Source organism: Streptomyces sp. NPDC088785, from assembly GCF_044750685.1.
Taxonomy (GTDB): domain Bacteria; phylum Actinomycetota; class Actinomycetes; order Streptomycetales; family Streptomycetaceae; genus Streptomyces.
In genome coordinates this window covers 251,834-273,906 of record NZ_JBIVKH010000004.1, presented here as the reverse complement: position 1 = coordinate 273,906, position 22,073 = coordinate 251,834, and the positions used below count along the sequence as shown (strand labels likewise).

Sequence of the window (22,073 nt, the reverse complement as noted above, 5' to 3'; positions counted from 1 at the left end):
GGCATCCGCGATCTTGATCCACATCGTCCCGCGCGCCTCCTTGCGATGTGCCCCCGTGTGTGCATCGCCGGTCGGGTGACGCTCTGGGCCGTGTCGCGGGCCCTGACGAAGTGCATCTGTCGCCATGCGCCGAGAAAGGTTTCCATGACACGAGACGCACTGGTGTGGTGCCTGTTGGCGATTGCGGCGATATCCGTCGCCGCCGTCGTGGCCCTCACCATCCGCAGTAGAGCGCTCGCGGCGAAGAAGCAGCGGTCGGAGGCCGACCTGCGTCAGCAGCTGAGCGCCCTGGAACGTCAACTTCATGGCTCATCAGCTGAGTTGCAGCGGATCTGGACCGAGCGCGAGAGCGCCATCCTGGCCGCGAAGGAAGACGCCGAGGAGAACACGAAGGCGGTCCTCAAGGGTGCCGCCAGCTTCCTGCAGAGCCTCGCGGCCGAGCAGACCACCCTGCTGCACGGCGTGCAGCAGCGGTACGGAGGGCACGCCGTCCTCAGCGACCTGCTGGACGTGAACCACTCCAACGCCCAGATGGCCCGCAAGGCCCAGGGCATCGCCGTGATGTGCGGCGCGCCCCTCGGCCGCCGCAGCCGGCCGGCCAGCGTCTACGACGTGGTGCGCAGCGCCCAGGGCCAGATCCGCAACTTCAGCCGGGTCGCGATCATGCAGCAGCCCGGTCTCGCGCTGAAGGCGTCCGCGGTCGCCCCGGTGGCCCTCGCCGTCGCCGAACTCCTCGACAACGCTGCCAGCTTCTCGCAGCAGGACGCGCCGATCGAGGTCAACTTCCAGCGCATCCAGAACAATCTGTGCATCATCATCGACGACGCGGGCGTCAGCATGAGCGACGAGGACCGCCAGCGCGCGACCGCGCTGCTCTCCGGCGACGACGTGCCCCGCCTGTCGCAGCTCGGCACCCAGCCCAAGTTCGGCTTCCCCGTCATCGGTCTGATCGCCCGTCAGTACGGCTTCAAGGTGGACGTCACCGGAGTGTCCCGGTACGGCGGTGTCCGCGCGGTCGTGCTGCTGCCCGAGGAGCTGTGGACCATGGAGGAGACCCCGCCGAGGCCCGAGGCCCCCGTCAGCCCCATCCGCCAGGCCGCCCCGGCCGCGCCGCCGGCCGAGCGGGCGGAGGCGCCCGCGGAAGCCCGTACCGAGACGCGCGCCGAGCCCCCCAAGCGCACGGTGCACGGCCTGCCGAAGCGGGGGGAGCGCCAGTCGCCCGTCGCGAGCGTGCCCGACGCGCCGGCCCGCCGGTCCGGCCTCGCAGGCTCCGAGGGCGCGCCGCGCACCTCCGGCCGCAGCCTGGGCGCCCTGCAACGCGGAACGCTCTCGGCCCGCCGCATCGACACCTCGTCCGCCGAAGGGTCTGAAGACGAATGACACCGGACCTGTCCTGGATGCTCCAGGACATCGTGCAGAACGTGCCCCTGGCGCGGCACGCCGTCCTGCTGTCGGCCGACGGGCTGCCCCGCGGCTCGACGGAGGGTCTGGACCCGAAGGACGTCGACACCATCTCCGCGGCGATGGCCGGCATGCAGTCCCTCAGCCGGGCCACCGCCCACTTCGCCGGCCCGGCGAAGGACGGGGAGTGGAGCCAGACGGTCATCGAGTTCGAGCACGGCTGGATCTTCCTGATCGGGGCCGGGCAGGGCGCGTACCTGGCCGCCGCCGCCGAGCCCGATGTCGACATGCAGCAGATCTCCTTCCGCATGCACCGGCTGGTGGCCCGCCTCGGCAACAACCTCACCTCGCCGCCCCGGGTCCCGACGGACCCGAGCGGCACGGACGGCGGCGCCCCCGCGGACCGGCTCGTTGCCACCGGCGGCTCCGGGTTCGTGCTGCCCGCACTCGACCGGGCGGTCGCGGACGTGCCCGGCGCCCGGCACGCCGTCCTGCTGGGCGGGGACGGACTGCCGCGCGGGGCCACCTCCTCGATGAGCCGGGACCTGGCGGACACCATCTCCGCCGCCATGACCGGCATCCACGCCTACAGCCGGGTGACGGCCCAGTTCGCGGGCACCGTCGGGCATCCGACGTGGCGGCAGACGGTCATCGAGTTCTCGCACGGCTGGATCTTCCTGATCTCCGCGGGCGACGGCGCCTTCCTCGCCGCGTCCGCCGAACACGACTGCGACATCGAGGAGTTCACCACCCGGCTGCACCAGACGGTGCCCGAGCTGACCGCGCCGTCCGTGCACGGAGGAGGGGCCGGCCGTGTCTGACGATCCCGACGAGGGCCTGGAACTCACCGCTCCGTTAGTCCCGCTCTTCGTGATCACGAACGGCCGTGCGCTGCCGCCCGAGCACCAGTACGCGCACACCGCCCTGGTCACGGCAGCCCGCGACGCCGAGACCGCCGTGCGCGCGCTGTCCCCCGAAGCCCGTACGGTCCTCGACCTGGTGGCCAACGGCTTCCTGTCCGTCGCCGAGGTCGCCGGACACACCCACCTGCCGCTGGGCATCGTCCGCATCCTGCTGGCACAGCTGGAGGAGAGCGGCCTGGTCCTCGTCAGGAAACCCATTCCGAGCGCCGAGAAGGTGGACAGAGAGCTGGTCAGCGCCGTCCTCGATGGCCTGAGGAAGAAGCGATTCGGAGCGTAACGTGTACTTGGATCCAGACGTCTCCACCGCGGTGAAGATCCTCATAGTGGGGCACTTCGGCGTCGGGAAGACCACCTGCATCGGCGCTCTCTCCGAGATCGAGCCGCTGCGGACCGAGGAGGAGATCACCGAGGCCAGCGTCGGCTTCGACGACCTCTCGGGCGTGCCGAACAAGACGACCACGACCGTGGCCATGGACTTCGGCCGGCTCAGCCTCAGCGACTCGCTCGTCCTCTACCTGTTCGGCACGCCCGGACAGGAGCGCTTCAAGGAGATGTGGGAGGAGCTGTCCCGCGGTGCGCTCGGCGCGCTCGTCCTCGTGGACCCCGAGCGCCTGGAGGAGTCGTTCCCGGTCCTCGACCTCGTGGAGCGGTTCGGCCTGACCTACGCGATCGGTGTCAACCGGTTCGACGGCACCGCCGACTATCCCCTCGAAGAGGTCCACGAGGCGCTGAACCTGTCCCCGGACACCCCGGTCGTCGGCTGCGACGTCCGCGACGAGGAGTCCGCGGGGCAGGCGCTCATCACCCTGGTGGAGCACCTGATGACCCTGCTCGCCTAGGGCCTGTCCTCCCCCGCCCACCCGCACCGACCAGTGATCACCACCCACGCGCGGCCCGCGCCGCCGGCCAGGCCCTAGGAGCACGGAAATGCAACAGCCCACCGAGTCCTCGCACATACCGCCGGGCTGCCCCGCGCACGGGAACGTCCCCCTGTACGGCTCCGCGTTCGGATCCGACCCCGACGGCCACTACGCGCACCTGCGCGCGTCCGGGCCCAGCGCACCGGTGGACATCGCCCCGGACGTCGAGGTCGAGCTGGTCACCAGCTACGACGCGGCGCTGTACATCCTCCAGAACCCGGCGTCCTTCGTCCGCGACTCCCGGCGCTGGAACGCCCTGAACGAGGGCCGCGTCCCGGCCGACAGCCCGGCCCTGCCGATGATGGGCTACCGCCCGAACGCGCTGTTCAGCGACGGCGCCGCGCACGCCCGGCTGCGCCAGGTCGTGACCGAGAGCCTCGCCACGGTCGACGAGCGCCAGGTCGTCCGGCTCACGCAGCAGTCCGCCGACTACCTGATCGGCCGCTTCAGCGCCGACCCCAGCGGCCAGGCGGAGCTGATGGCGTCCTACGCGCAGCCGCTGCCGCTGCTGGTCTTCAGCCAGCTGTTCGGCTGCCCGCCCGAGCTCGGCGACCGGGTGATCGCCGGGATCAGCGGCATCTTCGAGGGCACGCCCGGGGCCGACGAGGTCCTCGGCGGCGCGCTCGCCGAGCTGATCGCCCTCAAGCACCGCAGCCCGGGACTCGACCTGACGACCCGTCTGATGCAGCACCCGGCCCAGCTGTCGGACGAGGAGGTCCTCCACCAGCTCGTCACCCTGCTGTCCGGCGGCACGGCCCCGCTGGCGGCCGCCATCGGCACCAGCAGCGCCCTGTACCTCGGCGAGGAGTGGCAGGCCGGGCTGCCGGTCGAGAGCGCCGTCTCCCACACGCTGTGGAACTACGCGCCGATCGCCAACTACGCCGCCCACTACCCGACGCACGACGTCGAGCTGGGCGGCCGGGTGGTCCGCGCCAACGACCCGGTGCTGATCTCCTTCGCCGCGGCCAACACCGACCCCAAGCTGAACGTGCACCGCGAACAGCTCAGCGCCAAGGCCCACCTGGGCTTCGGCGCCGGGCCGCACGCCTGCCCCGCCAAGGACCCGGCGTTCATGATCGCGGTGACCGCCGTCGAGTCCCTGCTCAAGCGGCTGCCGGACGTCGAGCTGCGCCAGCCGTTCGCGACCCTCGCCTGGGTGCCCTCGCCGTGGAGCCGCTCACTGGTGACGCTCCCCGTCCGCTTCACCTCGCGGGCCGTGCCGTACGCCCTGGGCGACACCGGGCAGCCGTCGGCGGCGTCGGGCGCCGGCGCGGCGGCCGCGCCCGCGGACGCGTACCGCGCGCAGGGCGTCCAGAGCGGGGCCGGGGCCGCCGCCACGCGGCAACCGCAGCGCAAGGGCGGCCTGTTCAGCCGCTTCGTGGCCTGGACGAGAGGCGAGTGACCCAAGTAACCCAATGAGAACAGTGGGTTATTGGATGGTTGAACGATCATGTGGGTATTCATGGCGGCTGACGCTCAGAAAGGAGCTTCCGCCATGGGAGTTGTCTCCGCCCGGCCGTACGACCGCCGGGCCGCGGTCTCACTGTTCTCCCGCCTCAGGACCGCGGCCGGGCAGGCCGATCCCTTTCCCTTCTACGCAGAACTCGCGGAGCGGGGCGGCGCCGTCGGTCCCGCCCCGTGGGGCGGCTCCCTCGTCACCGGATTCGATCTGTGCGACCAGATACTGAGAAGTCGCGAATGGCTCGAACCGGACGCGCACTGGCGAGAACGGCAGGGGGCCGGCACGCGCTGGAACGCCCCCTCCTCCCGGGAGATGGGCAGGACCCTGCCCGCGCTCAACCCCCCGGACCACACCCGAGTACGCCGCGCCGCCGGCGGATTCGACCGCACGGCCGTCCAGGACATGGGCCGGACCCTCGACGAGGTCACCCACCGGCTGCTCGACGACCTGGCCGACCGGCTCCGCGACGGCGAGGCCGACTTCGCCACCCTGGTCAGCGAGGAACTTCCCGTCGCGACCATCGGCCACTGGCTCGGCCTGCCCGCCACGGACTGGCCGCTGCTGCGCGACCTGACGCACGAGCAGGTCTTCACCCAGGAACTGCTGCCCTCCGCCACCCAGTTGGCCCGCTCGGACGCGGCCACCGCCGCGCTGCGCACCTATTTCGTCGACCTGGTGCACGGCAGACGGGACCGGCCGGGCACCGACCCCGTCTCCCGGTGGATCCGGGCGTGGGACGCCGTGGAGCCGGACCGCGCCGAGGCCGACGAACAGGTCTACCTGCTCGCGCTGTTCGTCGTGCTGGCGGCCCTGGAGACGACCTCGACCCTCCTGACGATGGTGGCGCTCCGGCTCGTCGAGCAGCCGGACCGCTGGAACCTCATCGCCTCCTGCCCGGATCTCGTCCCCTCATTCGTCGAGGAGACGCTGCGCTACGACCCGCCCACCCATGTCATCAGCCGGGTCGCCGCCCGGGACACGGTGCTGGGAGGGCGCGAGATCCGCCGGGACGAGATGGCGCACCTCCTGGTGGCGGCGGCCCACCGCGATCCGGCACGGCACGCCGACCCCGACCGCTTCGACCCGTTGCGCAAACCCGCCCACCTGGCCTTCAGCGGCGGCATCCACTACTGCCTCGGCGCTCCGCTGGCCCGGCTGGAGGCCCAGACGCTGCTCCGCCACCTGACCCGGCGCCTGCCCCGCCTCACCCTGGTGCGTCCCCCGACGTGGGCGCCCCGGGTGGCCTTCCGGCGCCCGCTGAACCTGGACGTCGCCCTCGCATGACAGAGATGACAGGCATGACTGAACAGAATCGTTTCCTCTCCCCGGTCTCCCCCAAGGCCGTACGGGTCGAGCAGGACGGTCCGGTGCTCCACGTCCGGCTCGACCCGGAGGGACAGGACCCCACCCTGAGCGTCGCCGTCCTCGACGACCTCATCGCGGTGCTGAACGATCTCCACGAACGCCCCGACATCCGCATCCTGGTGCTCTCGTCGATGGGCGAGGACTTCTGCCTGGGCGCCGACCGCGCCGAGTTCCAGGCGGCCATGGACCAGGATCCGGGCGGAGCGGCCCTGCGCCGCATCGCGGACAAGGCCCACCGGTTGTGCCAGGCGCTGGAGAGCACCCATGCCGTCACCATCGCCCGGCTCCACGGCAAGGTCGTCGGGGCCGGTCTCGCGCTCGCCTCGTACTGCGACCTGCGGGCGGGCGCGGACACCTGCCGGTTCCGCATGCCGGAGGTGGGCCTCGGCCTGCCGCCGGCCTGGGGCGGGGCGATGGGCCGCCTGATCTCCGAGGGCGGGGCCGCCAGGATCCGCGAACTCATGCTGACCTGCGACACGTTCGACGCCGCCACCGCGCACCGCATCTCGCTGCTGCACAAGGTGACGCCCGCCGACGCGCTGGACCGCGCCGTCACCGCCTGGACCAGGCCCCTCGCCCGACGCTCGCCGGAAGCCCTGGTCATGACGAAACGCATGCTGGCCGGCTACTCCCGCGCCGACCGCACCGCCGACATCACCCTGCTCGACTCCCATCTGCTCGCCGCGCAGGTGGTACGCGCCCGCTGACGCACCCCGCACCGCGACACCGTCCTCCGCCCGCGCCGGGCGGGCCGCGCCACGCACCGCGCCGGCCCGTCCGTCGCCGGGGCGCGCGCCCGTCAGGCGCCGGCCCCGCCGTCCACCGGGAGCACCGCGCCGGTCACCATCGCCGACCGGTCGCTGAGCAGCCACGCCGCCGCCTCCGCGACCTCGCGCGGCTCCGCCATCCGGCCCAGCGGGACGGACGCGGTCAGCCGCTCCTTGATGCCGGGCGTCGCCGCCTCCCACGCCTCGATCATCTCGGTGTCGGTGCCGCCCGGGGTGATGCCGTTGACGCGGATCCCGTCGGGGGCCCAGGTCACCGCCGCGGTCTCGGTGAGGCTGTTGAGCGCCCGCTTCATCGCGCCGTACGCCGGCAGGGCCGGATTGGCGCGGCGGCTGCCGATGCTCGACGTGTTGACGATGGCGCCCCCGCCGCTGCGCCGCATGAGGGCGGCCTGCGCGTTCATGGCCGCCCAGTGCCCGCGGAAGTTGACGGCGAACTGCTCGTCGATGTCCTCGTCGGTGGTGGTGTCGAGCGGGCCGGGGCGCTGGATGGCCGCGGCGTTGTTGAAGGCGCCGTCCAGCCGTCCGTACAGGTCCCCGACCCGGTCGACGGCGGCGCGGACGCTGCCGCGGTCGGCGAGGTCCATCGCCACCGCGTGCGCGCCACCGCCCTGCGCGCGGATGCCGGCGACGATCTCTTCGAGGGCGGCCGTCCCGCGCGCCGCGAGCACCACCTCGGCCCCCTCGCGGGCGAAGAGCACGGCCGCCGCGGCGCCGATGCCGCGGCTGGCCCCGGTGATGAGGACGACCTTGCCGGTGAGCAGTCCTGCGGTGATGAGTTCATTGGTGTGCTTCATGTCCACAGTCTTGGACCGGCGGCCCGGCGGATACAGGCACAGGTGGTACCAGGATGCGCCGCCGTCCTCCCGGCACACTGGTGTCATGGACAGACAGGAGCTGGGCGCGTTCCTCCGCAGCCGCCGGGAGCGGCTCGCGCCGCAGGACGTGGGCCTCCCCTCGGGACCGCGGCGGCGGACCCCCGGCCTCCGCCGCGAGGAGGCCGCCGTCCTCGCGCACATCTCGACGGAGTACTACGTGCGGCTGGAGCAGGGCCGCGCGCCCCGGCCGTCCGGCGAGGTGCTGGCCGGGATCGCGCGTGCGCTGCGGCTCACGGACGCCGAGGCCGACCATCTGCACGTCCTGGCGGGCACCGCGCCGACCCGGGACCGGCTGCACCGGCGGGAGGTGCGGCCGAGCATCCTCGTACTCCTGGAGCGGCTGCCGCAGACGGCGGGCATCGTCGTGTCCGCGACGTTCGAGGTGCTCGCCTGGAACTCCCTCGCCGCCGCCCTCATGGAGGACTTCGCGTCCGTCGGCCGCGAGGACCGCAATCTGGCGCGCCGCGCGTTCCTCGGGGCCCGGGATCCCGGCCGCACCCTGTACGGGGTGTCGGACGCCACCGAGTTCCGGCACCACGTCGTGACGGGGCTGCGCGCCACCGCGGCCCGCTACCCCGGCGACCCCGACGTGACCCGGCTGGTCGCCGAACTGCGCGCGGGCAGCGCGGACTTCGCCCGCCTGTGGGACCGGCACGACGTCCAGGCCGCACCGACGCTGACGAAGACGTTCGACCACGCGGTCGTCGGGGAGGTCACGGTGGACTGCGACAGCCTCGCCCTCACCGACTGCGACCAGCACCTCGTGCTGTACAGCGCGCCCGCCGGGTCGCCCGCCGCGGAGGCGCTCGCCCTGCTGAACGTGCTGGGGCCCCGGGCCGCCGACTACCGGCTGTAGCGGGCGCCCTCGGTCAGGCCCAGGCGGACTCGGAGACCGGACGCCAGGCGTCGTCGCACGCGGCGAGCGCCTTCGAAGCGTCCTCCCAGTAGCGGACCGCGTCGCGGCCGAGGAGCAGCCGGGTGGGGGCGTCGGCGCGGCCGGCGAGGTCGACGACGACGCGCGCCACCCGGGCGGGGTCCGCGGAGTGCGCCGCCGCGGCCTCGGGGTCCCGGTCCCGGATCATGTCCGCGAAGGCCCCGACGGTCCGCCGGTAGGGCTCGCTCACGGGCGGCACGGTCATGGAGGAGCCGGCCCAGTCGGTGCGCATGGCGCCCGGCTCCAGGACGGTGACCTTGACACCGAAGGGGGCCAGTTCCTGGGCGAGGGCGAGGGAGAAGCCGCCGACGGCCCACTTGGCGCTCTGGTAGGCGGACAGCCCCGGGGAGGTGATCCGGCCGCCGAGCGAGGACACCTGGAGGAGGTGCCCGCCGCCCTGCTCGCGCAGGATCGGCGCCATCGCCCGGCTGACGTGGACGACCCCGTAGAAGTTGGTGTCGATCTGGGCGCGGAAGGCCTCCGTCGTGGTGTCCTCCACGGAGGCGAGATTCCCGTATCCGGCGTTGTTGACGACGACGTCGTAGCGGCCGTAGGTCTCCAGCCCCTCCCGGACGGCGCGCCGCACGGCGGCCTCGTCGGTGACGTCGAGGGCGACGGGGTGGACGCGCTCGCCGTACGCGGCGACCAGGTCGGCGAGCCGCTCGGGGGTGCGGGCGGTGGCGACGACGCGGTCGCCCGCCTCCAGCGCGGCGACGGCGATGGCGCGGCCCAGGCCGCGGGAGCTTCCGGTGACGAACCAGACCCTGGACATGGCTGTCCTCGTTTCGTTTTTTTGGAGGGGGGTGGTGGGGGCGGGCCGAAGGCCGCCCGGGGTGCGGCCAGGACACCCGGGATATTTCAGACCGGCGGTCTGTTGGCGCTCTCACAACGTAAGGGACCGGCGGTCTGCTGTCAAAAGACCGGCAGTCTGTAATATGGGTCCATGACGACGAACTTCCAGCGCGCCCGCAGCGAGGAGCAGCGCGAGATCCGGCGCCGGGCCGTCCTGGACACGGCCGCCGCCATGCTCGACGAGATGCCCGTGGCCGCCGTCAGCCTGAACGAGCTGAGCCGGCGCGTCGGCCTGGCGAAGTCCAACGTGCTGCGCTACTTCGAGTCCCGCGAGGCGGTCCTGCTGGAGCTCCTCGACCACGCCTGGCGGCAGTGGATCGCCGACCTCCCCGCCGCCCTGGACGCGGGCGTCGACCGGGACGCGCCCGTCGCCCGGCGCGGGGAGCAGCTCGCCGCCGCCGTGACCGGCTCGCTCGCCGAGCGCCGCGTCCTGTGCGACCTGATGAGCGCGCAGGCGGGCGTGCTGGAGCACAACGTCTCGGCCGAGGTCGCCGCGCGCCACAAGCGGGCGGCGATGGCGAACGTCACCGCCATCGCGGCGCTGCTGGAGCGCCATCTCCCCGAACTCGGCGACCGGTCCGGCCGGTTGGCCGCATCCCTGATCATGACGATCGGGGCCGTGTGGACGCACGCCCGCCCCTCCGAGGCGATGCTCGCGGCCTACCGGACGGACCCCTCCCTCACGGCGTTCCGGCTGGACTTCGCCCCCGCCCTCCAGGACCTGCTGACCACCCTCGTCGCGGGCACCGTCGCCCGCGCCGCCGGCTGACCGGCAGCCCCGGTGGTCCACGCGGGTGAGGTCGGGGAGGCGACCGGAGCCCTTCCGCCGGACATGCCGCGCGGCTCACCTGACAGATCGTCAGCGGACATACCGTCCGACGATGACCCGAAGAGCATTCCTCACGCGCCGCGCCGGGCCGCGTCCCGTCGGACCGCGTCCCGTCGGACCGCGCGTCGTCGCGGGCGCGGCGGTGGCCGGGTGCGTGTTCGCCGCCGCCGCGCTGGCCCTGCCCGTGTCCGCCTCGCTCGCCGCGGCGCCCGTCGCCGGTTCCGACCTGCTCCAGGAGGACTTCACCGGGACCTCCGTCGCGGACCCGGGATTCGTCCCGCTGAACTCGACGTGCCTGACGGGCGCGGCGACGGATCCGCCGGCCGGGCGGTCGGCCACGGGCCCCTGCTCGGACGCGGACCAGCAGACGGCGCCGGTGCCGCCCGCCGGCCGCACCCCGGGCTGGCTGCAACTCACGGACCAGGGCAACTACCGGCGCGGCGGGCTGCTCTACAACCGCCCGCTGCCGGGCAACGGCGGACTCCAGGTCACGTTCGACCAGTTCCAGTACGGCGGCAACGGCGCGGACGGCATCGGGTTCTTCCTGGTGGACGGGTCGGTCGACCTCACCTCCACGGGCGCGGAGGGCGGCTCGCTCGGGTACGCCCAGCGCAATCTGACGCCCGGCGTCGACGGCGGCTACCTCGGTGTCGGGCTCGACGCGTACGGCAACTTCGCCAACGACGCGGAGAACCGGGGCAACGGCTGCACCGGTTCCGACGCCTCCCCTGTCAACGGCTTCAACATCGTGCCGGACTCCGTGGTGCTGCGCGGCCCGGGGCAGGGCCTGGACGGGTACTGCTACCTGGCCGGCACCCTCGTGCGGGACGACTCGAACATCGCCGGGTACACATCCGACCTGCCCGGCCCGCTGCGCGCCTCGACGGACGAGCCGGAGGAGGCGCTGCGTACCGCGCGGGTCACGGTCAGCGCCGAGCCGCGGCCGCTGGTGACCGTCGAGATGGACTTCAAGGACGGCGGCGGTTTCCGTACGGTGCTGACCCGCCGGATGCCCACGGAGGCGCCCAGGACCTACAAGTTCGGGTTCTCGGGCTCCACCGGCGGGCTGACCGACACCCATCTGCTGCGCGGCCTGACGGCCCGGTCGGTGGAGAACCTCGACAGCCTCAACCTGGTGAAGACCGTGTCCGCCACGCCCGCCCCGGCGCACACGCCGTACCGCGCGGGAGACACCGTGCCGTACGCCTTCCTGGTCACCAACACCTCGGCCGAGGAGCTCTCGTCGATCACGGTGACGGACCCGCTGGTGCGGGACATCACCTGCCCGCGGAGCACGCTGGGCGCGGCCGGCGGCCCCGACGCCTCGATGGAGTGCACCGGCACGTACGTCGTCACCGACGACGACGCCGCGCGCGGCACGATCGTGAACACCGCGACGGCGCGGGGCCTCAGCCCCGGCGGCGCGGAGGTCCCCTCGAACCCGTCGAGCGCGACGGTCCCGGTGTTCACCCCGCGCCCGCGCCTGACCCTCACCAAGACGGCCACCCCTTCGGACGCGGACCCCGGTGACACGGTGACGTACACGGTGAAGGCGATGAACACCGGCAACATCCCGTACGCACCGGCGCGGTTCTCGGACGAGCTGGGCGGGGTGCTCGACGACGCCCGCTACAACGACGACGCGGTGGCCTCCACCGGGACCGTGGTCCGCACCGGCGACCGGCTCGACTGGAGCGGGGACCTCGCCCCGGGGGACACCGCCACGGTCATCTACAGCGTCACCGTGCACGACCCGGTGAGCGGGGACGGGACGCTGCGCAACGTGGTGGCCACGGACACCGAGGGCGGCGGCTGCGCCGACTCCGCGCCCGCCCCGCCGCGCCGGCGTGCCGCGGAGTCCTGCACGGTGGACGTCCCGGTCCTCACCCCCACCCCGACACCCACCGACTCCCCCACCGACTCGCCCACCCCGACGGACTCACCGGGCCCGACGGATTCGCCGGGCCCGACCGGCTCCCCCAGCCCCACGGACTCGCCCGGCCCCACCGACTCGCCGGCCCCGTCCGACTCCCCCGGCCCCACCGACTCGCCGGCCCCGTCCGACTCCCCCGGCCCCACCGACTCGCCGGCCCCGCCCGGCTCCCCCGCACCGTCCGCCTCGGCGCCCGCCCCGGCTCCCCCGACGGAGCCGGCACCGCCCGCCCCCCGTCCGGGCCACGGCGGCGGGGGCAGCCTCGCCGAGAGCGGCACCACGGCGCTCGCCGTGTTCGCGGCCGCGCTCCTCGCGATCTGCGCGGGCACGGTCGTCGTCACCCGCAGGCAGCGCCGCCGCTGAGCCGAGCGGGCGGGTGACGGCGGCGGGCCCCCACGAGGACGTGGGGGCCCGCCGCCGTCGCCGTGTCGGACCGTCAGGGCGTCATCGTGAAGCCCGTGGCGGTGGGGAAGGCGGTGTCCGTCGGATCGGCCCAACCGTCCGTGTCCAGATCGGAGTTGCCGAAGGCGACGGGCGGGGTGTCGGTGACGCTGCCGCCCTGTTCGCGGCACTCGGCGGCGCTCAGCGGCCGGGGCACGGAGGTGACGGTCTCCTGCGGTCCGCCGTCGGCCGTCAGGCTGACGATCCGGCAGTACTGCGTGGTCTGCGGGATGCCGTCGTCGGCGTGGGCGGCCACGGCGGAACCCGTGGCGAGGGCGGCGGCGGCGAGCACGACGAGCGGGATGCGAACGGGCACAGCGTCTCCTTGGGAAGGGTGCGTGAACATGCGGGAGGCGCCTGCCCGGGGTGTGGCGCAGCCGCCCCGGTTCAGCGTGCCGTCTGTCTCCGCGTCGCGCGATCCCTGGCCCGCGGGCCGGGGCAAGGACGGGGTGCGGCCGGGGGTCCGTCACTCTCCGGGACCCTTGCGGATGCGCGCTGTCACGAGTGCGGGCAATGTGTGTTGCGGCGGAGCGTGGCCGTCTTCGCCATCCCGATGCAGTCCATCGCATCGAGGAGCTCCAGGCCGGCAAACCCTGAAAGGACCGCATCAGATGCGCAGCATTGCCAAGTACGTCGCTGTCGGTGCTCTTGTCACCCCCCTGGTCATCGGTGCCGCGGGTATGGCCTCCGCGCACGACGGCCCCGCGTACAACAAGTCGCAGAACTCGGCGAACTCCAGCGGTGGCATGACCTCGAGCACCGTCAGCGGCTTCACCCCCGACGGCAAGGCCTACTTCAAGACCACGACGAAGCAGGCCGGCCCGACGGGCGCCACTGGCAACACCACGGGCTCGCACTCCTGACGCGGTCCATTCCGGTCTGACGGGCGCTGAGCCCGTCGGGCCGGGTGTGTGCCCCGCAACCTCATCCGGGTTGCGGGGCACAGCCATGCCGTCAGGAGTGCGAGGCGGTCTCCTCGTAGCGCGGGCCGCCGGCGCCGCCGAGGTGCAGGGCTTGGGTGCGGAAGTACGCGCCCGTCGCGTCGAACCCGGACAGGGTGCGCGAGTAGGCGATCTGGTCACCGCCGAGGTCGAGCGTCGTCCGCTGGAACCAGGGGCCGTCGGTCCCGGCCGGCGCGGACGCCTCGCGGGCGGTCACGGTGCCGGGACCGTCGGGCTGGGCAGGGGTGGCCGCCTGCGCCGTCCCGGCGAGCACGCAGGGCAGCGCGAGCACGGCAGGCAGCAGGAACACTCGGGTACGGCGCGGGGAGCGGGAGGAGTTGTCCATCCTCCGACCCTGCCCCCGTCAGGGCCGGATCACGGCGTGGGCGCGCCGGGGACACCCGATGAGGTGCTGGGGGCGGGCGCCGGGGTCCGGGCCGGCGCCGGGGCGGACGCGGTCGGCGTCGCTCCCTCCGATGGCGGAACGGAAGGGCCGGGAGCCGCGGCGGGGGACGCACTGGACGACGGCGTGGGAGCAGCCGGGGTGGCCGACGGGGTCGCGGCCGCCGGTGCGGGTGGCGGGGTCGCGGCCGCCGGGGTCGGCGAGGGCGTCGCGGCGGCGGGGGTGGGCGTCGGCACCGGGGTGCGCGGCGGTGTCGCCGTCGGGGCGGCGGCGATGCTGGTGGTGGCCTCGGCCGGCGCGAACAGGGCGTTGCCGGCGAACCGCACCGCCACACCGGATACTTCGTGCGCCGCCGTGTGGAAGGTGCAGGAGAAGCGGCCCTGGTCGGTGGTGACCGTGTTGCAGCGGTGCGCGCCGGTCCCCGACCGGCCGGAAGCCTCCACGGCCAGCGCCAGGCGGGCCAGCGGATAGGTGAGCGTCTCCCCCTCCACCAGGCGGCCGGTGACCGTCAGCGTGGAGGCCGTGTCGACGGTGATCTCCTGCGCGCCCAGCTCCGTGACCACCACCGCGGTGCGCGTCGAGACGAACGACGCGTCGGGCGAGGGCGGTCCCGGCTTCGCCGCGACGGCCGCGGCACCGGGTCCCAGCACCACCAGCATCGCGGCGCTCAACAGCGTTTTCGAGGCGCGCATCAACATCACATCCACATTCCAGGCGACAGTCGGAAGACCCTGCCAGGTATGCCACCCGACGGCACTTCCGTAACGGGCCGCTCGTCGCCCGCCCGGCCACCGCGCCCCCGCGCGGGGCGGCACCGGGCGCCCCCACCGCCTTTCCCCGTCGGCGGCGCCCGCGTGGCAAAGGAGTGACGTCCGATGCCCCCGCGCCGGACGCGTCGCCGCTACTGCGCCGGGACGGAGAAGTTGATCCGCGTCTCCGTGTTCCGGTACCCGGCGCGGGCGAAGGCCGCCGCCATGGGGTGGTTGGCGAGGTCGGTGGTGGCGGTGACGCGGTCCGCGCCGTCCTCGGCCTGGAACCGGGTGATGGCGGCGAGGATCTCCGACACGTAGCCGCGGCCGCGCAGTTCCGGGACGACGCCGAGGTAGCCGACGTTGCGGTGGTACGGGGTGGCGGAGGGGATCGCGAGGCCGGCGAGGGCGCCGTCGGGGGTGTGGGCGAGGCGCCACCACTCCCGCGCGCCGGGGCGGTCGAGGTAGAACGCCAGGTTCTCCCGGGCGGCGGCCTCCCGGCCGCTCGCGGCCTCGCTCTCCACGGTCTGGGCGTCGAGCGTGCCCTCGGCGACCCGGGTCATCGCCGCGAGGAAGACCTCGTCGTCCGGCTCCGGGGAGAACACCAGCCGCTCGGGCGCGGCGGGCAGCGGCACGTCGGGCGTCCACTCGAACTGCAACCGCTCCACCTCGACGCCCAGTCCCGCGCGCCGGGCGGCATCCTGGCGCCAGGCCACGGCGCGGGCGTGCGCGGGGTCGTCCCGCCAGGAGCCGGGCAGGCGCAGGAGGTTGTACAGCGGCGGCGTCCGCGCGCCCGCCCCGCGGAAGGCGCGGTGCCCCGCTTCGAGGAGCGCCGCGGCCAGCGCGGCCCGTTCGTCGGGCGGCACCTCGTCGGCCGTCGCCAGGCAGTCGAGCGCCAGCGGGTACGCGCTGTCGCTCTGCCCCCACCACAGCGCGCGGGCCAGGACCCGGCCGTCGTCGCCGTGGGCGGCCCAGGTCCACTCCGGCCGGTACTGGCGCAGGGCGGCCTCCTCCCGGTACGCGTCGGCGGACAGCCGCCACACGGGCTCGGTGGAGGGGAGGGCCAGGACCCGGTCCAGTGCGGCACCGGGACCCGGTATCGGGGAGAATCGAGGAGCGGAACCGCTCGGGAACGTCATGCAGTCGCCTTCGAGGGGAGGAGGGGGATGACGGCCGGTCCACCCGGGTGGCCGGCCGCGGGTGATCATCTCAGGCGGGTCCGCGAGCGACAACGGCTTTTGCGCGTCGGCGGAGGTGCCGGACGCGGCGATGTGCCCGGCCGGTTCCTCCCGGCCGGGCACATCGGGCGGACGCGGCGGGTGGCCGCGCCGGGTGCGGGTCAGCCCACGGTGACCATCCGGGCCCTGCTCGGCACGCCGGCCGCGTCGAGCGCGAACAGCAGGTAGCTGCCGGGCAGCGCCACTCCCGGGTCGGAGGGGACGCTGAGGGTGTAGGAGGTCGCGCTGTCCCGGGTGAAGGTGAGCGGTACGCGGCGCTGGTCGTTGTCCGTGGAGTGGGTGGCCGCCCCGGCCCGCACCAGGACGAAGGAGGTGACCGCCGAGTCGGTGGTCACGGGGACGGTCGCCCCGTTGGCCACGTGCGCGGGCACGGTGCCGGTGATGGCGGGCCGGGTGCGCTCGGTGCCGTCGGCGTTGAGCAGGTAGGGCGGGGTGAAGACGGCCCCGTCGGCGTGGTTGGTGGCGCAGTCGCCGCACAGGCCGCCGCCGCCGGAGAAGATGCGCCCGTCGGGCAGCAGGTTGGCCACGCTGTGGTAGTTGCGCGGCACGGCCATGCTCGCCATGCGGGTGAATCGTCCGGTCGCCGGATCCCAGATCTCCGGGGTGAGGGAGGAGGTCGCGTCGCTGAACGGCACCGGGTAGGACTGCCCGCCGAACACGGCGACCTTGCCGTCCGGCATGACCACGCTGTTGCTGAAGGACCGGGCGAAGTCCATGTCGCCGGTGCGCGTCGCGACCGGTGTGCCGCCGCCCAGGTCGACGGTGTACGCGCGCCGGGTGGCCGTCGTGTTCTCGTAGGCGGTCGCGCCGCCCAGCGTGAGCAGTTTGCCGATGTCGTACGCGACGGCGTTGCCGTTCATGGCGTCCGCGCTGTCGGCGCGCGTCCCGGCGGCGGTGACGGAGCCGTCCCCCTGGGTGGAGATCCAGTTCATCTGCTTGCTGGGTCCCAGTTGGAGGACGCGGCCGTTCGACGTCGCGTGCAGCCACTGGTGGTTGTCGGCGCGGTAGGGGCCGGCCGGGTCGGCGGTCATGGTGGTGGTCACCGGGACGCCCGGCAGCTTGCGCCAGGTGCCGGTGTCCGGCGACCAGACCTCGCCGTCCTTGCCGCCCTGGCCGCCGCTCCAGGAGCCGCCGAGGACGAAGGCGTCGCCGTTGGAGAGCAGCGTCATGGCCTGGTATCCGCGGGCGATGTTCATGTCGGCGGTGGCCGACCAGGAGTCGGTGGCCGGATCGTAGAGGCTGGCCCGTTCGGCGTTGCTGCCGCCGGTGACCAGGACCCGGCCGTCCTTCAGGACCGCGATGCCGGGGCAGAACATGTCGTGCCGGGTGTTGTCGACGCGCCGCTGGGTGACGGCCCCGGTGCCGAGATCCATGATCGCCGTCTGGGTGTAGCCGTTGCTGCCGCCGAAGCGGTCGACGCCGTACGCGGACCAGGCCAGGAGCTTGTTGTTCGGCAGCAGGGCGGTGGCGACGGGAACCAGCGGGAAGCCGGTGACCCGGCCCCAGGAGCCGGCGGTCGCCGGGTTCGCCGGGCCGCTGAGCCGGATCTCCGCCGCCGAGGACCACGGTCCGCGTCCGCCCGCCTCGGTGGTGGCGGTCAGGCGTACGTACCGCGCGCTGACCGTGCGGGAGAAGGTGGCTCCCTTGACGGTGTCGTCGTCCTTCCAGGTGCCGCTCGCGACCGGGGTGCCGAACGTGGTGCCGTCCGTGCTGGTCGTGACCGTGTAGGCGCCGATCCGGCCGTTCGCCCCGGACCTGCGCGGCTGGTAGGTCAGGGCGGACACGTCGCGGGCGCTCTTCATGTCGACGGTGATGCTGTGCGGCAGGGGTGCGGCGGTACCCGAGTAGCGGCTGTGCCAGAGGGTGTCGGGGTCGCCGTCGAGGACGTTGGCGGCGGCGTTCGCCGAGGCGCTCACCTCCTCGTCGCTCGCCGTCGCGGTCCAGCCCGTGCGCGGCAGGTCGACCACGGAGGCGGGCGAGCCGGGGTCGCCGAGGAGGTTGATCTCGGCGGCGGACGACCAGGGGCCGCGGTTGCCCGCCTCGCTCGTCGCGGTGAGCCGTACGTAGCGTGCGCCCTGCGCGGCGAAGCTCAGGGTCTTGGCGGTGGCGTCGTCGCCGAGGGTGCCGGACGCGACGGCGGATCCCCAGCTCGTCCCGTCGGTGCTCAGCTGGATGGAGTACGAACCGACCCTGCCGTTGGGGCTGTTGGTGCGCGGCTGGTAGACGAGCGCGGACACGACGGCCGTGCGGTGCATGTCGACGGTGAGGGTGTGCGGCAGCGGCGCCGCCGTGCCGCTCCACCTGCTGTGCCAGAGGGTGGCGGTGCTGCCGTCGAGCACGTTCGCGGCGCGCCCGTTCTCGGCCGCCGTCTCCTCGTCGCTCGCGGACACGGTCCAGCCGTCCCTCGGCAGGACGGGGGCGGTGGGTTCCATGGCGTCGGCCGGCACCACGAGTTCGTGCGGCGCTCTCATCGGGTGCCGGGGGTCGGGGGCACCGGCGCCGGCGGCCGCGGTGGCCGGGCCGCCGCCGGTCAGCGGGAGCAGCGCGGCGACGACGGCGGCGAGCGCCAGGGCGATGAGGCCGGTGGATCTGAGTCTGCCGGGCAGGAAGGGCGTGAACAGACGGGTCAGCATGGGGTCCCCCCAGAGGTGCGCGACAGTCGCGCAGATGAGGGCATGACCATGCCAATGGGACGGGAGGGTGTAAAGGGCGTTCTCCCGCCAATCGGCCGAGTCCGGCGCCCGGGCGCGACGCGGTGGCGGACTCCCCGGCCCGGCGCAGTAGTGCACGCCCGGGCCCGGGCGCAGACGGACTGATACCTCCTCAGTAGGGGCCGCGCACACAGGTGTCGTGCCCGCTGCGATCGACCGCACGGCCGCCGCTTGGATCACCGCGCCCGGGGCAGTCATGGGCACGGCAAGGCCCTGGGCGCGGCGACGGGCGGACCCGGATCGGCCGGCGGCCCCGGCGGGCCGGGAGCCGGTCGGCACGCGTCGGGGCGGGTTCCCCTTCCGACAGGAGAAGACCGTGACCGTATTACGCCTTCGAAGACGCGGGCGCGTGCCCGGCCGGCCGTCGCCCCGGACGGCGGGCTTCCTGCTCGTCCTGTCCCTCATCGGTGTCGTCCTCGCGGCTCCCGCGCAGGCACGGGCGGACACCACCTTCTCGGCGAAGGTCGACTTCGGCACCGCGACCACCGTGCCCGTGAGCGGCTACGCCCTCGACTACGGGCAGGCCTACGGCGCCCGGACCGGCGCGGGCCAGGGCACCGGGCTCGCCTACGGCTGGGTGGGGCTGACGAACAGCACCCCGCTCGACCTGACGGGCAACGGCCGGGACCGGGGCAGTGCCGAGCCCGACCGGCTCCTCGCCACCTTCGTGCACATGCAGCTGCCCGCCTCGTCGGCCGGTGTGAAGACGCCGGGCCGGTGGGAGATGGCCGTCCCCGACGGCACGTACACGGTGACGGTCGCGGTGGGCGACGCCACGAGCGTGGACAGCGCCCACGCGCTCCAGGTCGAGAACCAGAACGCGGTCGACGGGTTCGTCCCCACGTCCAGCGGCCGGTACCGGACGAGCACCGTCCACGTGACCGTGGCGGACGGCCGGCTGACGGTCAGTCCGCTGGGCGGCACCAACACGAAGATCGCGTACGTGAGCGTCGCCCCGCTCACCGACGCCGCGGCCCACCCCGAGGTCAGGACGGTGACCCCGGCGAACACGGCGACCGGCGCGGCGCCGACCGGCAGCGTCGTCGCGGACCTGCGGCTGGTGGGTCCCGGCGTGGACGCCGCGAGTCTGACCTCCGACACGGTCCGGCTGGAGGAGTCGGCGACCGGCGCGGCCGTCCCCGCCCACGTGCTGACCAGCGGCGGCGGCGACGTCATCAACCTCTCGCCGACGACGGGCCTCAAGCCGAACACCCGCTACCGCTTCACGGTCACCAGCGGCGCCGAGGACCTGGACGGCCGGGCGTTCACGCCGTGGAGCTCGGTGTTCACCACCGGCGCGGGCGGCGGCACCGGGACCGTCGCCTTCGACAAGGTGGCCACGTCGGCGACGGGCCGGAGCTTCGCCTCCGTACTGAAGGGCCCCGACGGCAAGCTGTACGCGTCGACGCTCGACGGGTACATCATGCGGTACGCCATCGCCGCCGACGGCACCCTGAGCGGCGCGGAGACGATCTCGACCGTGCGCACCGACGCGACGGCCCGCGGGCTGCCGGGCGCGCCCAACCGCTCCGTCATCGGGATGGCGTTCGACCCGTCCTCCACGGCGGCCGCCCCGGTCCTGTGGATCACCTCCAACACCATGTACGCCGGTGGCACCCCGAACGAGCCGGACTGGTCGAGCAGCATCGCCCGGCTGAGCGGTCCCGGGCTCGGCACGTACACCGAGGTGATCAGCCACCTGCCCCGCTCGGTGAAGGACCACGAGACCAACTCCCTGGCCTTCGGGCCGGACGGCGCCCTGTACGTGACGCAGGGCGCCAACAACGCCATGGGGGCCGCCGACGCGACCTGGGGCAACCGCCCCGAGCACCTGCTCAACGCGGCCGTGCTGCGGCTCGACCCGGCCAAGCTCCCGGCGTCGGGCGCCGTCGACGTGCGGACCGAGAGCCCGGGGACGTACGACCCGTACGCGGCCGGTGCGCCGCTGACCCTCTACGCGACGGGCGTGCGCAACGCGTACGACCTGGTGTGGCACACCAACGGCCACCTCTACACGCCCACCAACGGGTCGGCGGCCGGGGGCAACACCCCCGCCACGCCGTCCCCGCTGCCCGCCGCCTGCACCCGCCGGATCGACGCGGCGACGGCCGGGGCGTACACGGGCCCGGCCGTCCCGGGGCTCACCTCCGTCCCGGTCGCGGAGACCGACTACGTCTTCGACGTCAGGAAGAACCGGTACTACGGGCATCCGAACCCGTCGCGCTGCGAGTGGGTGCTGGCCGGCGGCAACCCCACATCGGGCACCACTCCGTTCGAGGTCACCGGCTATCCGGTGGGCACCCAGCCCGACCGGAACCTGGACACGGCCGGCATGTACGACGCCGGTCTGCACGCCTCCGCGGACGGGGCCGTCGAGTACCGCGGCACCGCCTTCGGCGGCGCGCTCACGGGCAGGCTCCTCGTGGTCCGGTACAGCAGCGGCCAGGACATCGAGGTGTTCGGCGTCGACGCGCAGGGGCGGCTGTCCGCGCCCACGACGGGCATCACCGGGTTCACCGGTTTCCAGCAGCCGCTGGACATCACGGAGGACACGGCCAAGGGCACGCTGTACGTGACCGAACAGGGCGCCTCGAAGATCACCCTGCTCAGGCCCAGGGTGACGTAGGCGATCGGACCGGGCGGGGCCGCGCGCGTGCTGCGCGTGCGGTACCCGCCCGGGCCGGGGCGACGCCTCGAAGGCGCGGGGGCGTCCCGGAGGTCGCAGACGCAGGGACGTCTCAGAGGCGCAGGCGGTACGGCTCAGAGGCGCAGGCGGTACGAGCGCCATCCCTCGGCGTCGACGACCGGCTCGGCGCCCAGGGCAGCCGCGATGCCCTCCGCGAACCCGGGTTCCGCCGGCCACCAGCGCAGGTCGGTGTGTCCCGCCGCGCGGGCACGGTCCGCCGCTGCCGACGCCAGGGCGCACAGCACGTCGATCTCGGCGGGGCTCGCCGGGTGTGCGGTGGTGAAGCCGCTGGTGATGCGCTGCCGCTCCCGGTCGGACAGCAGCCATTGCAGCACCGCGGCGCCGGGTTCCCCCGGGGCGGGGAAGAGCTCGGCCCAGCCCACCAGCTCGCCCGCCTCACGGGCCGCCACGACCTCCGTCGGAGCCGGCCCGGACGCCTCCCGCACGAGGTCGGGGACGGGCCCGGGCAGTCCGGCGTACAGCGCGCGGTAGAGGTCGGCCGCCGCCTCGTCCGGCACGGGTTCCACTTCGAGCACAGCGCCTCCAGGGACTCACCGCTCACCCTCGGCCGTGCGTGCCCGCGCCGCAACTCCGTGCCGCGCCGTCCGGCCGCCCGGGGTGC

At 73.9% G+C, this 22,073-nt stretch carries 20 protein-coding genes; 12 read left to right on the top strand and 8 right to left on the bottom strand.

All coding sequences use genetic code 11. The annotated features are described in order from the left end of the window. Positions 1-144: 144 nt before the first annotated feature. The 7 genes from ACIP5K_RS15230 (at position 145) to ACIP5K_RS15200 (ending at position 6,778) form a co-directional block, all read left to right on the top strand. A complete protein-coding gene (locus ACIP5K_RS15230; RefSeq protein WP_401409566.1) occupies positions 145-1,380 on the top strand; it encodes an ATP-binding protein in 1,236 nt (411 codons plus the stop codon). Then, positions 1,377-2,222 (top strand): roadblock/LC7 domain-containing protein, encoded by an 846-nt coding sequence (locus ACIP5K_RS15225; RefSeq protein ID WP_401409564.1) that lies wholly within the window; start codon positions 1,377-1,379, stop codon positions 2,220-2,222. Before ACIP5K_RS15230 ends, ACIP5K_RS15225 begins: the two co-directional genes overlap by 4 nt. Beyond that, a complete protein-coding gene (locus ACIP5K_RS15220; protein WP_401409562.1) occupies positions 2,215-2,601 on the top strand; it encodes a DUF742 domain-containing protein in 387 nt (128 codons plus the stop codon). The genes ACIP5K_RS15225 and ACIP5K_RS15220 overlap by 8 nt, the downstream gene beginning before the upstream one ends. Before the next feature lies 1 nt (position 2,602). Further along, complete coding sequence (locus tag ACIP5K_RS15215; RefSeq protein ID WP_401409561.1) at positions 2,603-3,163, top strand: GTP-binding protein; 561 nt, start codon at positions 2,603-2,605, stop codon at positions 3,161-3,163. Between the two features lie 88 nt (positions 3,164-3,251). Then, on the top strand, positions 3,252-4,646 hold the full coding sequence (locus ACIP5K_RS15210; RefSeq protein ID WP_401409560.1) for a cytochrome P450: 1,395 nt from the start codon (positions 3,252-3,254) through the stop codon (positions 4,644-4,646). 93 nt (positions 4,647-4,739) lie between these two features. Next, positions 4,740-5,990, top strand: a complete 1,251-nt coding sequence (locus ACIP5K_RS15205) for a cytochrome P450 (protein ID WP_401409558.1) — start codon at positions 4,740-4,742, stop codon at positions 5,988-5,990. 14 nt (positions 5,991-6,004) lie between these two features. Beyond that, positions 6,005-6,778 carry an enoyl-CoA hydratase/isomerase family protein gene (locus ACIP5K_RS15200; protein WP_401409556.1) on the top strand — a complete coding sequence of 258 codons (774 nt, stop codon included), beginning with the start codon at positions 6,005-6,007 and terminating at the stop codon, positions 6,776-6,778. 92 nt (positions 6,779-6,870) lie between these two features. On the opposite strand, the gene ACIP5K_RS15195 is transcribed toward ACIP5K_RS15200, so the two are convergent. Beyond that, positions 6,871-7,653: an SDR family NAD(P)-dependent oxidoreductase gene (locus ACIP5K_RS15195; RefSeq protein ID WP_401409555.1), complete on the bottom strand. Its 783-nt coding sequence runs from the start codon at positions 7,651-7,653 to the stop codon at positions 6,871-6,873. 85 nt (positions 7,654-7,738) lie between these two features. Here ACIP5K_RS15195 and ACIP5K_RS15190 point away from each other — a divergent pair, with 85 nt between their 5' ends. Further along, positions 7,739-8,590 (top strand): helix-turn-helix transcriptional regulator, encoded by an 852-nt coding sequence (locus tag ACIP5K_RS15190; RefSeq protein WP_401409554.1) that lies wholly within the window; start codon positions 7,739-7,741, stop codon positions 8,588-8,590. A 13-nt stretch (positions 8,591-8,603) separates the two neighbouring features. Here ACIP5K_RS15190 and ACIP5K_RS15185 read toward each other — a convergent pair whose 3' ends face one another. Next, positions 8,604-9,440 (bottom strand): SDR family NAD(P)-dependent oxidoreductase, encoded by an 837-nt coding sequence (locus tag ACIP5K_RS15185; protein ID WP_401409552.1) that lies wholly within the window; start codon positions 9,438-9,440, stop codon positions 8,604-8,606. A gap of 171 nt (positions 9,441-9,611) precedes the next feature. Here ACIP5K_RS15185 and ACIP5K_RS15180 point away from each other — a divergent pair, with 171 nt between their 5' ends. Both ACIP5K_RS15180 and ACIP5K_RS15175 read left to right on the top strand, forming a co-directional pair. Beyond that, on the top strand, positions 9,612-10,289 hold the full coding sequence (locus tag ACIP5K_RS15180; RefSeq protein WP_401409550.1) for a TetR family transcriptional regulator: 678 nt from the start codon (positions 9,612-9,614) through the stop codon (positions 10,287-10,289). A gap of 112 nt (positions 10,290-10,401) precedes the next feature. Beyond that, the gene (locus ACIP5K_RS15175) at positions 10,402-12,645 is read left to right on the top strand and encodes a hypothetical protein (RefSeq protein ID WP_401409549.1); all 2,244 of its coding nucleotides are present in this window, start codon (positions 10,402-10,404) and stop codon (positions 12,643-12,645) included. A 73-nt stretch (positions 12,646-12,718) separates the two neighbouring features. Here the strand turns inward: ACIP5K_RS15175 and ACIP5K_RS15170 are convergent, their stop codons facing one another. After that, positions 12,719-13,039, bottom strand: a complete 321-nt coding sequence (locus tag ACIP5K_RS15170; protein WP_401409547.1) for a hypothetical protein — start codon at positions 13,037-13,039, stop codon at positions 12,719-12,721. Positions 13,040-13,334: 295 nt separating this feature from the next. Between ACIP5K_RS15170 and ACIP5K_RS15165 the strand changes: the two genes are divergently transcribed. Continuing rightward, positions 13,335-13,586: a hypothetical protein gene (locus ACIP5K_RS15165; protein WP_401409545.1), complete on the top strand. Its 252-nt coding sequence runs from the start codon at positions 13,335-13,337 to the stop codon at positions 13,584-13,586. A 91-nt stretch (positions 13,587-13,677) separates the two neighbouring features. On the opposite strand, the gene ACIP5K_RS15160 is transcribed toward ACIP5K_RS15165, so the two are convergent. The 4 genes from ACIP5K_RS15160 to ACIP5K_RS15145 form a co-directional block, all read right to left on the bottom strand. Continuing rightward, a complete protein-coding gene (locus tag ACIP5K_RS15160; protein ID WP_401409544.1) occupies positions 13,678-14,010 on the bottom strand; it encodes a hypothetical protein in 333 nt (110 codons plus the stop codon). Positions 14,011-14,039: 29 nt separating this feature from the next. Further along, positions 14,040-14,759 carry a hypothetical protein gene (locus ACIP5K_RS15155; protein ID WP_401409543.1) on the bottom strand — a complete coding sequence of 240 codons (720 nt, stop codon included), beginning with the start codon at positions 14,757-14,759 and terminating at the stop codon, positions 14,040-14,042. 209 nt (positions 14,760-14,968) lie between these two features. Next, on the bottom strand, positions 14,969-15,955 hold the full coding sequence (locus ACIP5K_RS15150) for a GNAT family N-acetyltransferase (RefSeq protein ID WP_401409541.1): 987 nt from the start codon (positions 15,953-15,955) through the stop codon (positions 14,969-14,971). 200 nt (positions 15,956-16,155) lie between these two features. Continuing rightward, on the bottom strand, positions 16,156-18,687 hold the full coding sequence (locus ACIP5K_RS15145; protein WP_401409540.1) for a discoidin domain-containing protein: 2,532 nt from the start codon (positions 18,685-18,687) through the stop codon (positions 16,156-16,158). Positions 18,688-19,081: 394 nt separating this feature from the next. On the opposite strand from ACIP5K_RS15145, the gene ACIP5K_RS15140 reads away from it, so the two are divergent. Next, positions 19,082-21,391: an Ig-like domain-containing protein gene (locus ACIP5K_RS15140; protein WP_401409538.1), complete on the top strand. Its 2,310-nt coding sequence runs from the start codon at positions 19,082-19,084 to the stop codon at positions 21,389-21,391. 134 nt (positions 21,392-21,525) lie between these two features. Here the strand turns inward: ACIP5K_RS15140 and ACIP5K_RS15135 are convergent, their stop codons facing one another. Further along, positions 21,526-21,987, bottom strand: coding sequence for a hypothetical protein (locus tag ACIP5K_RS15135; RefSeq protein ID WP_401409536.1), 462 nt, complete (start codon positions 21,985-21,987; stop codon positions 21,526-21,528). Positions 21,988-22,073: the final 86 nt, after the last annotated feature.